At 59.0% G+C, this 13,734-nt stretch carries 8 protein-coding genes; 5 read left to right on the top strand and 3 right to left on the bottom strand.

Features of this window, described 5'->3' with window-relative positions:
* A partial coding sequence (locus tag AMS67_RS17070; protein ID WP_162230816.1) for a WD40 repeat domain-containing protein occupies window positions 1-1,403 on the bottom strand: 1,403 nt, incomplete at its 3' end.
* A 795-nt stretch (window positions 1,404-2,198) separates the two neighbouring features.
* Between AMS67_RS17070 and AMS67_RS04335 the strand changes: the two genes are divergently transcribed.
* From AMS67_RS04335 to AMS67_RS17065, 5 genes are all read left to right on the top strand, one after another.
* Entirely contained in the window at window positions 2,199-2,993 is a 795-nt protein-coding gene (locus tag AMS67_RS04335; protein WP_053386286.1) for a DUF5819 family protein, read from the top strand.
* Window positions 2,994-3,091: 98 nt separating this feature from the next.
* Complete coding sequence (locus tag AMS67_RS04330; protein WP_162230815.1) at window positions 3,092-4,216, top strand: HTTM domain-containing protein; 1,125 nt, start codon at window positions 3,092-3,094, stop codon at window positions 4,214-4,216.
* Entirely contained in the window at window positions 4,213-5,649 is a 1,437-nt protein-coding gene (locus AMS67_RS04325; RefSeq protein ID WP_075201225.1) for a phytoene desaturase family protein, read from the top strand. Before AMS67_RS04330 ends, AMS67_RS04325 begins: the two co-directional genes overlap by 4 nt.
* A gap of 175 nt (window positions 5,650-5,824) precedes the next feature.
* Complete coding sequence (locus AMS67_RS17610; protein ID WP_075201224.1) at window positions 5,825-6,826, top strand: glycoside hydrolase family 3 N-terminal domain-containing protein; 1,002 nt, start codon at window positions 5,825-5,827, stop codon at window positions 6,824-6,826.
* Window positions 6,827-7,183: 357 nt separating this feature from the next.
* Window positions 7,184-9,742: a LuxR C-terminal-related transcriptional regulator gene (locus tag AMS67_RS17065; protein WP_082305284.1), complete on the top strand. Its 2,559-nt coding sequence runs from the start codon at window positions 7,184-7,186 to the stop codon at window positions 9,740-9,742.
* A gap of 159 nt (window positions 9,743-9,901) precedes the next feature.
* On the opposite strand, the gene AMS67_RS04315 is transcribed toward AMS67_RS17065, so the two are convergent.
* Together AMS67_RS04315 and AMS67_RS04310 are read right to left on the bottom strand one after the other, a co-directional pair.
* Window positions 9,902-11,269 (bottom strand): LCP family protein, encoded by a 1,368-nt coding sequence (locus AMS67_RS04315; protein ID WP_075201230.1) that lies wholly within the window; start codon window positions 11,267-11,269, stop codon window positions 9,902-9,904.
* A gap of 147 nt (window positions 11,270-11,416) precedes the next feature.
* Window positions 11,417-13,714, bottom strand: a complete 2,298-nt coding sequence (locus AMS67_RS04310) for an RCC1 domain-containing protein (RefSeq protein ID WP_053386281.1) — start codon at window positions 13,712-13,714, stop codon at window positions 11,417-11,419.
* Window positions 13,715-13,734 lie beyond the last annotated feature (20 nt).

The following is a 13,734-nucleotide window of genomic DNA, read 5'->3' as shown; positions in this document are numbered from 1 at the left end:
AATAGACTGACCTTAGTGACCAACCCTTTTGTGTTTCGAGTAAAGAAAACTGACTTTCCATCAATCGATGGGTAGCCTCTCACATAGCTAGGATCCGTCGTCCCATCTCCTGCGATCGATTGGACAGGCAACTGATAGGGAGTATCTGGGCTATCGGGAATGTTCCGCAGATCTAGTACATTAATCGCGCCGTTGAGATCTGAAGCGTAAACCCGTTCGCCTTCGCCACCCATAGCCAAACCTATGGAAGCCGTCGAATTCTCATAGACAGCCACCGGCGTCGAATCGTCGGACAAGTTCTGCGCTTCATACACTTCTACGAAAAGGCCACCCGCAGTGACGACGTATTTACCGTCAGGTGTCAGGGCAATCGACCTGTTCAGTTGGCCACCGGCTGCTCCCTTCGTGAGAACGGTGGCGGCCTTCTCATCGTTATGCACTCGCGTCAGGAGTCCGTATTTGGAGATCAAAAAAACGTCGCCGGACGGTGACATCGCCATGTCGCCGGCGGGCAAAGCGAAGTCGTTGGCCTCATGTGCGCTATTCACCTCTTTGGCACTGCCTGCCTCAAGGTCAAAGATTTCTACACCTGAAGCACCCTTCCATGCCGCATACGCCTTTTTGCCATCTGGGCTCAGAGCCAGGAGGTGAGGCCAGCCGGGTGCGACAGCTCGAATCTGACTCTCCTGCCACTGATCCGTCGAGACATCGATCGTCACTAACGAGTTATTCCCGATGAGATAGTTGGTTGCGTAAAGTGCCTTTCCGTCAGCGCTCAACTTGATCTCGAACAAGGCCGCATTCGTAACTTGGTGATTCTTATCCGGTTCGACGTCGATCACTGTGGCAGACGGAGTGTCAACTTGATTCCAACCGTCCGTTGAGTAACGAGTAATCATACCTAGCGGTCCAGCCGCGTAAACATATTTCCCGTCGGGACTCGCGGCGACGCTATTAACATATTCGCCATTAGGGCGCTGGAGCGAAGCAACTTTTGCGAGATCTGAGGTTCTGAACACTGAAGCGGTGTTCCCCCCTTGAAGGGCGTCTGCAACATACATGAATTTGCCGTCGGGACTAAACACAGCACCAAATGCTCCGGGTGACTCGACCTGGGCTTCAATGCGGGACGGAAGATACGGGTCGCTTTGGGTGCTACTCAGTGACTCGGGCGCCGAGTAGAGCACCTGGCCAGGGGCCGCATTGGCTGCGACTGACGCACCAGCGAGGGAAAAAGCCAGTCCAATTGTCGCCACGGCGACACATGCAATTCGGCCAGGATAGCGTTTTTGATACCAGGACATCTTGTTCCTTTGAGTAATTTGAGAGTTTGGGATGGGTGCAAGAACCCGATTGGCATCAGATTTGTTCTTTGCACCAAGCTCCACAATGTGCAACTTCAAAGATCGAGGGCACTGGACTCGAAGACTTCCCCGGCACATTCACCTTGCCTCTCACCCGCCCCGCCTCCTATCGATGATCGATAGCGCCGACCATCGCTAAATCGGTCCCAATTGGGTTCTGGCTAAAGCTGTAAGGCACCGATGACCTCTCTGGATGCACTCCAATTCTTTGATTCGCCGCAAAGCCCCCACTTCACGCAATACCGATCGATAGCCGGGCCGACAACGTCCTTGACGCTGTTGAGCCTCTAGCTATTTCTCACAGCGGTTCCGCTGCCACAAGCGCATTCAGCGTGCGGTGCGCCAAGGGAGTGATCGACCGACTCGACAGCGGCCTCGCTAATCGCGAAATGGATGTCGTGTACTTTCCCATTCCGTTTACGAGAACCAGACTGTCGATACTCGACTTCGAGACTCCACTACGAAGTTGACTTGCGATCTCGATCGTCAGAGAACGAAACTCCCGTCGATATCTACTGCGCGCTGTCCCTGATGTTCAGCTTCTGGCAATGACACAGTCTGGTTAGAGATTCCAACTCGCCCTCGCAGCCACAACGGAATAGCCATTCCTTATGGCGCAACTGAAGCTCCAGTTCGTACTCTTCACAAAGGCCCCTGTCAGGGGTTTCGAAACTCCCCGCCATCCAATTCACGGATGAACTGCATGGTGAAATGTATGGCATTTGACGCTGGCAAAGGAGCTCAGCGCAGGAGCCATGACGTAACTTGCAGTCCGACTTAACAAGTGCCGAATCGCGCAAGGTTTCCGCACCCCACAAGCACCGGAGAGTGACAATGGCTACCGATATCGCTGAATTACCCAAACGCGGCAAAAGTTTCGCACGGGCGTCAATTGTCGCGATTGCGGGTATTGCCCTCTGGCACATCATTGCCAGTTTTTTGTGGATTGCCCCACCGACGCCCCTACGTGACCTCGTCCCGGGGAATGCTCTCAATTCCTACATGATGCCTTGGTACGGGCAAAGCTGGAGCGTATTTGCGCCCGCACCAATCAATGGCGATTACGACCTCAAGGTCCGCGCAGTCGTCAAGGACGAATCTGGCTCCGAAATTGCCACCGATTGGGTCTCAGCCACCGATGCAGAACTCACAATGTCAGATCACCACTTTTTCCCCCCAAGGGGCTCCCACCTCGCATTGTCCCAAGCGTCGAAGTACAAGAGCGCCTGGGATGGCCTGAACGACGAGCAACGACGAATCGCACAGCTCAACTTTTACGAGGGTGACTCTTGGCTCGGGCGCATGCAAATCGCAATGAATGAAGTTGGGGAAGAGGTGGCCCCTGTCACAGAGTTTATTGTCGCCGAGCGCTACACCGATGCCTACGCGTTTCAAGTCGCAAGAGCGGTGTGGGGCGACGATGTCGAGCGAGTGCAATTTCAGGTGTCCCGACAGAACATCATTCCCTTCACTGAACGAAATGATCCCAAAGCAGTCAGGCCGGCACCAACCGTGCTTTCTAGTGGTTGGCGCGGCATCATCGAGCTTCCTGGGCAATCAGATAAAGACTTCGCAGATACCTTTCTCCCCGCTTATCACAAACTGATTTCGAAAGCTGCAGACAAGTGACGAAACTTTCCGAGAACTCCGCAGTTGGGCTTGCAAGAGAAGTCATGTGTTTCCTCAGCAATTTGATCCGCGATGGAGTACGCGGAGGTTTCCGCCTAGTGAGTTCGCTGCTGGGTAACGCTGAACGCTGGCTAATTGCGGAAAAGCATGCGACCTATGGACTCTCGGTCGCCAGAATGTTGCTCGGGTGCGCCATACTTGGCACTCTTCTTACTAACTTTAGTACTCGACTGTACACTTTCGGCCCCGGCGCGGCTTGGAGCGGCGAACAGATCTATCCTGTGAATGACCTAGCGAGAACGTTTCCGGTAAGCATTATCGTCGCTTTGATTCAAAGCGGTGGCGCTGCATTTACGATTACGTACATCGCACTCATTCTGCTCACCCTGTGCTTTATCGTCGGTTTTCGCACGCGTCTTGTGATGATTCCACTTACGCTTTTATTCGTCGCGATCGTGGAAAGTAACGATCTAGTCGGAGACCAAAGCGATAACCTCGTGCGAATTGCGCTGACAATCATGTTCTTCGCAGACCCAGCGAAGCGCTGGTCGCTCGATGCGCTCCTCGCTCGTGAGCGCCAGATGGGGGGTTCCCCCCTGCGACGTTTCATGCTGGCTCAACCGATTTGGCCCGCTTGGCTCACAAACGCGGTGCATAACTTCGCTATTGTGCTCATTGCATGCCAGGTTTCTTTCATCTACGTCGCCGGTGGCCTTTATAAGGCCGGAGGAAACCCGTGGTCTTCTGGCCACGCCATTTATGACCCGATTCATGTACGCCAGTTCGGCCCTTGGCCGGGTCTGAGTGACTTCGTTACTGCTTGGGGCCCCGGCGTAGCCTTCGCCACGGCGCTCACCCTATTGGTGCAGGTCTCATTCCCCCTGCTCCTACTCAGACGCGGCACGCGAATATTTGCGCTGGTCACCATGCTCGGATTTCACCTCGGAATCGCCGTACTCATGGGCCTTCCTTGGTTCTCACTCGCGATGGTCGCACTCGACGCGATCTTTATTCGCGATGTCACGTGGCTCGCAATACGGGACGGACTCAGAACTCGCTGGCGCGATGCACGAAGTCGAAAGTCCACAGCTGGGCATGAGCGTTCGACAGCAGCTCGTTCCAAGGACTCCCTTTCTACTGTCAAAGAAACACCCTTGCCTGAACCAGGGGCCAGCCCGTTGCAGTTGCAGCCCGCCGCCAAGGATCTTTTGGAAAACACGTGAGTGTATCAACAGATGTCGTAGTAGTGGGCAGCGGGCCAAACGGGCTTGCTGCAGCTCTCACCGCAGCAATGAACGGGCTTTCAGTCCACATCATCGAGGCAAATCAGAAGCTAGGTGGAAACGCGCGCACTGAAGAGATGGTTGAGGGAGGCTTTATACACGATGTTGGGGCAGCGGTGCACCCGATGGCCGTGGCGTCGCCGTTCTTCAGAAAACTAAATATCGAGCAAAATGTGGAATTCATTTACCCAGAGATCTCGTATGCGCACGCCATGCCAAATGGCCGGGTTGAGTATGCCTATCGGAGCCTCGCTCGAACGCTCGCGGAACTGCCTCCGACCGATCGAAGGGCATGGGCGCGATTGTTTTCTCCACTCATGGCGAATATTGGCACACTCACCGACATGATGCTGTCGCCCCTTCAGACACAGTCGTTGAGCCCGATCCACCTACATTTCGGAGTGGGAGCCGCTCGACGTGCTCTCGGGCGAGAGCTAGGGGCGGGCCTCTCGCGGGCCGGAGCTGGCGCGCTTCTCGCCGGCGTCGAAGCGCACGCGATTGGCGCATCCTCATTTCCAGCTTCTCTGGTGGGTATCGGCCTCGCAGCTCACGCGCATTCAGGTGGATGGCCGATTCCCGTGGGCGGTTCGCAGTCGATCACTGATTTCTTGGTACAACGTCTCGCCGATCTCGGCGCCACATTCGAACTCAACCGGCGGGTCACCAGCCTGGATGAACTCCCCAAGAGTCACATCACGCTTCTCGACGTGACGCCTCACGGTTTCCTCAAGATCGCCGGAACCCGTTTGCCGAGGTCAGATCGAAATCGGCTAAAGCGCTTCACTTATGGCCCGGGAATCGCCAAGCTCGACATGACGCTTCATGAGTCTGTCCCATGGCTTGATTCTCGACTCGGCGAAGCATCAACGGTTCATCTTGCCGGAGACCAACGGTCGCTCATGCGCTCAGAACGTGCAGTCGCAAGAGGAAAAATCCCATTTGAGCCATATGTTCTACTAAGTCAGCCATCCACGTTCGATGCGACTCGGGCGCCAAGGGGGAAACACGTCTTATGGGCCTACATGCATGTTCCGCAATGGAGCAGGTTCGACCCGACTTTGGCAATCTATCAAGCGATCGAACGCCACGCCCCCGGTTTCCGAGATGTCATTCGTTCGAATCAAGTTTCTCTTGCATCCTCCCTGCCAAGAATGAATGCCAATCTGATCGGTGGCGACCTCGGTGCTGGAACCATAAATCTTCGACAAATACTGGCGAGGCCTTCACTCACGAAGTCTCCGTGGCGCACTCCTCTGCCTGGGGTTTATCTCTGCTCAGCTTCTACGACCCCAGGCCCCGGAGTTCATGGAATGGCCGGTTGGTACGCAGCGGAGACCGCCTTGAGTGATCTCATAGCGAGTGGTGACGACTAAGCGTCCATTGAGGCTGCGGCCAAAAGCACACGGTGAACATCGCGCCACATTTCCATCGAGCATCGGCCCGACCCTGCCAGCGCCTACGTCTAGCGCACAGCGATCTCGAGAACAGTAAGTCTCCAAATCGAATCCAGCCCGTGGTACGCGCATCCGCGAAAGGAAATGCACTGAAATGCAGAGTATAGGGATTCCGGAAGAGGATGCGTACGCCGTACTTTTTCCCGCATTTGAAGACCTCAAGGCGCCTCGATGGCTCGGCGCTGCAATTGAGCAAGGCACTCGGTTTTTGCTGCTCGCAGAATCGCGGCTTGAGTATCTCAACCGAGAAATGACACACGCCCGTAGAACACGCGAGAGCGTGTCTACCTTCAGCGCGTTTACGAGCGAACTCCGAAAGTTGAGCCGACATTCACTGGTGCTCGCTGTGGATCAAGAGCCTTGGGGTATTCGACGGCTACACGACCTCGTGCCAAACTACGAGGATCCAAGCAACCTAGAGGCTTTCGAGGAGAGTGTCTGTCACGTGGCCTCCACTGCCTCGTCACTCGGGATCGACTTGTTTCTTTCACCAGTACTTGACAGGCTTCGGGGAGAAAACCCATGGCTAGAATCGCGGAGCCTCGATCGAGGAACCGAGGACATCACCAATTTAGGAGCGGCATACATTCGCCTCACCCAGAAAAATGGTGTCTTTACGGCAGCGAAACACTTCCCTGGATTTCCGAAGCTCAAAGCTGATCCAGCACTCGAAGACACCTCAGTACGTTCGGGCGATTGGGACTTAGAACTTCTCGTCCCGTTCAAAGCCGCAATCGAAAGCGGAGCTCGGATAATAATGCTTGGGCCAGCGGTTGTCGCCGATGTTGACGGTTTCCAACCGGCTTCAACATCGGCGCGTACCGTCGCGGTTTTACGAAACGAACTTCACTTTCGCGGTGTCATTATGAGCGACATTCTGGATTCCCCCGCTACCAGCCGAGGCAGAAGTATTCCAGCCACAGCGATAGATGCGATTGGTGCGGGAGTCAACCTACTACTCGTTCCTGGCGGCGATCAACTTGCCGAAATAGTAGATGCCCTTTCGAAAACTGCTCGCGCAGATTCAGCCTTCAGAAGTCTCCTATTTCACAGCGCTCGAAAGGTTAAACGCCTCGCAGACTCGTCCCGTCATTGAACTTGGGTTGAATGATCGGCTGCCAGCACTTGCTGACGCAGTGATCACCAACACTTTGGTTAGTCCCCCGGAGTCCGAAACGGCTCCCTGAAGTAGTTACGCGGACTTTCCTGCCTGCCGCAGCGCCTGATACAGATCGGCGGCTGAGGCGGTGAATTTCGAACAGAAAATCATAGTCTCAACCCAAGCAAGGCACCAATTGATGACGACTGTATTCGTAATCGAGGCAACTTAGATTCGAGCGCGAGGGTGAAATCCGAGGTGAATGTTCAATATCCTCCACACATTTCCCTCGCATAGACAGGCCGGTCGAAGGAAAATCTGTCGTAAGTCGGATGCGCGCTAATTGGGAGTGTCATGCTGAGCAGAATTGGATTCACTGGCGTACCCCGAGTCTCTCGGTCGTTGCGCCGCGAGAGACTCGAGAGCCTACTCTCTAGGGGTGAAGATGCAGCCCTCGTAACCGTGATCGGTCCTCGCGGATCAGGCAAGACCACCCTGGTATCAACTTGGCTCACTGAAGTTTGGCGGGAGTGCCGCGAAGCCGACGCGACTGGGGTATGGATTTCCCTCGAAAATCTTTCGTTACACATGGAGTTAATTTGGTCGCGCGCGCTTGCTTCCTTGCGAGTTCAGATTCAACATGACGTTGATATCCTTACCCAGCTCAACGACGCACTCGACCTTGCCTCAGACTTCATGCTCGTCATTGATAATTTTGAGTTGATGCTCGACCAGAGTGCCAGCGATCAAATCGAATGGCTGCTGAGCCACAGCCCGCGACTAAGAATTTTGCTATTAACGCGCTCAGCAACTGAACTTGAACACCGCTCACGAATCATTCAAGTTGGAACGTCAGTGATTAGGTTTGAAGATCTGAAATTTACGATCGACGAATGTCAGGATCTATGCAAGTTGCGTGGATGGCCGGGAGGCCATGAAAAAGCTGCATCCATTATTGGTTACACCAACGGGTGGCCCGCCGCAGTGCGAATACTGGCTGGCAGCCGAACCTTAGACGAGTCTCTAGCAAAAGACAAGGTCTTGAAAGCCTTTATCGAGACCATCCTCGATGAGATTCGTTGCGACGAAGAACTCGCCCTGGCCCTTGAGCACGCAAGCGTCGTTTCGCCCTCCGATGTTAGCTCTCTTCGGCAGGTAATGAACGTGCCGCGCCCAACCGCCGACTCAAGCCTCCGGCGAATCGAGCGGAGCGGAACAATTGTGTGGAGAGAAGAGGGTCGAAACACGTTTGAGGTCCTCGGCCTGATTCGAGAGGCAATTTTACGGCACCTGCCGAGTCGAAAGCCCGAATTGTGGCAGAGGATGAATTCCCGGCTCATCCCGATCCTCCGCGAGCGTGGAGACGTCGTGGAAACACTGCGGGCTCTGTTGGAGATCGGGAATGGAGCAGCGATCACGGCGTTCATTGTCGACGAATGGGACTATCTTGCCGGCGCCGAGGACTCCAAGATTGATCGGCTTCTTGAAGGTCGATCGTTTCCACTCATCAGTTACTTGATCATTTTTCGGAATGGTTCTGGGGGTCGTGCGGGTTATCTTCAAGAGCTACTGCACGCACTCGAAATTGAACGCCGCCGTCATCGTGGCAAACCAGAATACAAGCTCTACTCCGCTGTACGTGTCGGGCTACTACGCGAACTAGGGCTCTTCGATGCGGCAGCGACGATCGCCCGTGACGCACTGCGCGACCACGACGTAGACGCCCCAGAAACCATCTTCATCCAGGGCCATTCAGCATGGGCATGGATGCAGCACGCGCTCGCACTTCGAGACGTAGGTCGCACCGAAGATGCGCGCCGCGCGGCGCTCATTTCCATAGATCACAGCGCTGGTACTTCAGGATATGCAGGCGTAGCGAGCCAATCCATCCTCGCCCTTATTCAGCTCGCCTCAGGTCAAGTTGAGCTCAGCAACAATGCGGTAGCCGACACTCGTCGTCGTGTTGAGAGCATGCTTCCGAAACCTGCCTACCATCTGATCGCTGAGCTCGATATTGCTTCAGGCATCGCCGCACTCGAACGATTCGATGTGTCTGGCGCAATAGTTGCCGCGGAGCGAACACGCCACGAGTACCGTTCACTTGAGGTCGTTTGGTTACGGGTGCTGCTCGATGGATGGATCGAGAAATTTCAGCTCCGTGGTTACAGCATGGTGCATAGCGTTTCGGATTTCTTGAAGACGGAAACCCCTGTTCTCCCAGCTCCCCCAGAAGCTCATGCATGGCTGAATGGACTCATTGCAGATGTGCTAATTTCCCTTGGTCGACCTCACGGCGCCGCCCGTCTGTCGGAATCGTTAACGCCGAGAAACGCTCGCGACGCTGGTCCGATGTCTCGTATTCTGCTGTTCTCAGGGGAAGAGCGAAGAGCACTTGAGGTGTGCGAACGATGGCTTTGGCGGACTGAGACCTCCGAACGAACGCGTCTTGAACTCCTTCTCACTAAGACTCTCGTAATCTTTCGAATGGGAGAAAAAGAGTCTGCTCTTGCGGTCTTGAACCTGGCAGTCGGATTGAGTGAGACCCATGGTGTCAAGATGCCCTACCTGCTGTTCCCCCTTGTGGAAATAGAGCAACTAATTCAGGAGATATCCGCACAACGTGCACCCTGGTTATTGGATGTACCAGCAGTTTTCTCGTCGTTTCGTCGTGTGCCCACCCTTACACAGCGGGAACAGATCGTATTAGAACAGCTGCGCGTCAGCTCTCGACTCGAAGAGATCAGCCGCGAGCTGATGGTTTCGCCGAATACCGTCAAAACCCAGATTCGCAGCTTGTACAAAAAGTTGGGCGTTAGCTCGCGGGCGGACGCACTTCAAACTTCTCTGCACATGGGATTGTTCCCAGAACCTTCGAGCGCTGAACACTCTGACGCTCAGATAATAGAAACTTAGCCGACACGACTGTAAGGCGAGCATCAGTGTCAGGTGAGTTCGCGGCACCCACTTGAACTCCCACACAAAAGCCAGCATTTTCATCGCCCATGTCAATCATTAGCCCAATACACGTTCGCTTTCGCCTATGACAGAACACGCAATAATCAACCCGAGCGATCAGAGCACCGTGCGCCCCTGCGAGCAGGTGACGGTGGCGGCGTTCTGGCCGGTGATGCCGTCGCCGCTCGCGGTCGCCGAGGCTTCGGCCGTCACCGAAGCGTCGGCCGCCGCGGAGGCGTCAGCGGTCACCGCCGCGTCGACGCTTGTCGAGGAATCAGCCGTCGCGTCCGCGGCAGTCGCGTCACCGCTCGCATCCGAGGTCGAGTCGGCACCGGCCCCGGCACCGGCATCACTGGCGTCGACGCCGCTCGCGTCGGCGACTCCCCCGGCGTCGGCTGAGCCCACCTGGTCCTCCGTGACGACGCCCTCACCGGTGCCGCCCACCGTGATCGGCGTACCGCTGATGAGCGCTTCGTTCAGCGCAGACGCCTGCGGTTCGAGAGCGACCAGACGCCCTTCGGCGTAGGGGTGTCGAGCTGTGGGGTACTGCACGAAGGTGATGTTCTCGAGTTCGATGTCTTGCATCGTGCCGGCGGCGGCCTGCAAGAAGGGCATCGACTGCATGTTCGACGAGAGCACCATGTTGCTGAGCGCGGCTTTTGCGAGCCCGTAGACCTTCACCGGGTCTGACAGCGTTTCGGCGCTCTTGAGTTTGCGCATGAGCGCCGACATGAAGACCTGCTGATTGCTGATGCGGCTCGTGTCGCCGCCGTCGCCCACGCCGTAGCGGGTGCGCAAGAACTGCAGCGCTTCGGTGCCCTCCAGCGTGATCTGGCCTGCGGGCAGGTCGAGGTCGGTCTTCGGGTCGACGATGGGTTGCGCGAGACAGACCTCGACACCGCCGACGGCGTTCGACATGGCGATCACCCCGTCGAACGAGATCTCACCGGCGTACGGAATATCGAGACCCGTGAGTTCCGAGAGGGTCGCCGCGACGCAGGGAAGCCCGCCGCTGTTCAAGGTCGAATTGAGTTGCTGCTCGCTCATCGCGGAGTAGTAGTCCGGTTCACCATTGGGCCCGGGGCAGCTCGGAATCGGCAGCATCAGGTCTCGCGGAAAACTCACGACCGTCGCACTCTGGTGGTCGGCGGAAATATGCAGCAGTAGATTGACGTCGTTCAGGTTGCCTTCTTCGCCATCGTCGATGCTCTGCCCTGCGCGCGAGTCGGTACCGACCACGAGCACGGTGAGCGGCCCGTCGATGGTGCCCGACGCGATATCGACCGGTTCGGCATCGGGCAGTTCGACAGTATTGATGCTCCCGACGAGACTCCACACGGCGAATGCGCCGACCGCGACCGCGCTGAGCGCAACGGTGAGGATCGTCGCGACGGCGAAACGCGCACCGTTCGCCCACGGATTGGACGCGCGCAACTGCCCGTGTCGAACCTGGTCGGTCATCGGGAGGTCTGAGGTGGGGCGCATGCTGTCCCTTCGCGTGCCGGCGAGCACTGGTCGGTCGATCGCGTGCTCCATGTCTACTTCATGGGGCGGCAGGCCCGGGAGCGCACGCGCCGGGAACGCTCGAACCCTTGGAGTTCGTCGCTCCCGGCACGCGGCAGTCGCATCGGATCACGCGCGGCGTCGACGCCCGATCAGTGCCGCACCGATACCGGTGACTACCAACAGCGCGCCGCCGGCGGCCCAAACCCCGGCGTCGGCCGAGCCGGTCTGCGCGAGGCGCGATGCCGAGGAGCTCGACGCCGTCGACGGGGTGCCGCTGTGCGCGACCCCCGAAACGGCGACCGATCCTTCGGCGTGTGAGCCGTCAGCCGCCGCCGCGGCGGCTCCCGCGCCCGAGCTCCCCGCACCGGCACCGCCATCGGCGCCCGCACCAGCACCGGCGTTAGCTGCTGCAGCTGCCCCGGCTCCGTCCGCGGAACCCTCGGCGTTCACGGCGGCGAGCGCATCGGCTGCGGCCTGATCGTCGCTGCCCGCACCGCCGTCGGCTCCTGTGCCGGCACCGCCGTTGGCATCGCTGGACGCCGCCGCGCCCGCGGCACCGGCATCCGCGGCACCCGACGCATCAGCCGCACCCGACGCATCGGCGTCGACCGCAGCATCGTCGCCCGCCTCGGCCCCGGCGACCGTGCGCGTCACGGTGACGAGCGCGGCCTGCGAGGTCACGGTGTCGATGCAGTTGGTGTAGATCACGCGGTACCAGGTGCTCTGCGACGGCGTAACGTCCAGATCAGGGCTTGTGCCGCCCGCGACGTCCGTCCACGGCCCGCCTTCGCTCAGGGCGCTCTGCCACTGCGCCGTCGGGGTGTCGTCGCCCCGCACTTCGGTGTAGAGCGTGGTCGACGATCCGGGCTCGAGCGCCGTTGACGTGGGGTGCTGCCACATCTCGGGAGCGGTTCCGTAGACGAACCCGTCTGTATAGGTCTGCGTCGAGGCGACGCCGCGAAGCTCGGTGGTGACGGTGACGTCGACCGGCCCGCAGCCGCCCGGGGTGCGCACGGTCCACACGCCGGCCACCTGCTGCAGGTCGGTTCCCGCCACGCCGCCGAAGTCGACCGCGGTGACGCGGGGGTCGCGATTGATCAGCGTCGGCACGCGACGCATGGTCGTCGTGCCGTCACCCACCTGCCCCGAAGTGTTCGCACCCCAGGAGTAGGTGTTGCCGTCGCTGCCCTGCGCCGACGCACCGAGGACGTTCGCCGAGATCGAAGTGAAGGTGATCCCGGCCGGCTGCTGCACGAGGATCGGTGCGGTGCTCGAGCTCGATCCGCCGTTGCCCAATTGTCCGAACCCGTTGTTGCCCCACGCGAAGATGCGGCCGTCGTCGGTGAGCCCGTACGACGCGCTTCCGGCGACGACGAGTTGCGTGATCGTGGCCCCGCCCGGCACGGTCAGCGCGGTCGGAAGGGTGGCATCGGTGCCGGTGGAGCCGACGCCGACCTGCCCGAACCCGTTCGATCCCCAGAGGTAGGCCAGCCCGTCGCTGCCGAGCGCTCCGACGGTCGAGCCACCGGCGCTCATCGCAGTGAAGCTCACGCCGGCTGGCATGGTCACCGGAACCGGCACGTCGCTGTGGGTCGTCGTGCCGTTGCCGAGGGCACCGCTGGAGTTGCCGCCCCAGGTGTAGGCGACCCCATCGGCGGTGAGACCGGCCGAGACCACTTCACCCGCCGTGATGGTGCGGAACGACACCCCCGCAGGCATCACGACGGGCGTCGGGGTCAGCACGTTCGCACCGCTGGTACCGATGCCGAGCCGGCCCTGATCGGAGGCGCCCCAGGCGTAGACGGACCCGTCGATGGCGCGCGCAAGCACGTGGTACTGACCGGCGACCACCTGCGTGATGCTCGGGTCGCCCGGCAGCGTGATCGCCGTGGGCACGTTCGTCTCGGTCGTCGTGCCGTTGCCGAGCTGCCCGTAGGTGTTGCGCCCCCAGGTGTAGACGCGCCCGTCGGAACCGAGGGCCACCGCGTTCGTGTCACCGGCCGAGAGCTGCGTGAAGGTGACGCTCGTCGGCATCTGCACGGGGGTCGGATCGATGCGGTCCGTGTTCGTGCCGTCGCCGAGTTGCCCGAACCCGTTCGATCCCCAGGCGTAGAGCACGCCGTCGGAACCAAGGGCGTAGGTGCTGAGCCCGCCCACGGCCACGCGCATGAAGTCGAGGCCGGTCTGCACGGTGTCGGTCACCTCAGTGCCGCCCGAGGTGGGCCCGGCCTGGGGCCCGGGATCAGCGAAGGCCGCCAGCGGACCGGCCAGGGCGGTGCCGATGGCGAGCGCCAGCGCCGCAGCGCCACCCGCCCATCGTCGTCGCACTGTGGCGGAGCCCGGCCTCGAAGACTCGGTGGCGCGGGCACTCGGGGTCTGCGGGCGAACCGGAGCGCCCGGTTGCCCCTGTCGAATGATGATCATGGTGTTGCTCTCCTTGCGTC

The sequence above is a fragment of the Leucobacter japonicus genome (genome assembly GCF_001273855.1).
In the GTDB taxonomy this organism is placed as follows: Bacteria; Actinomycetota; Actinomycetes; order Actinomycetales; family Microbacteriaceae; genus Leucobacter; species Leucobacter japonicus.
This window is presented reverse-complemented; position numbering and strand designations above follow the sequence as displayed.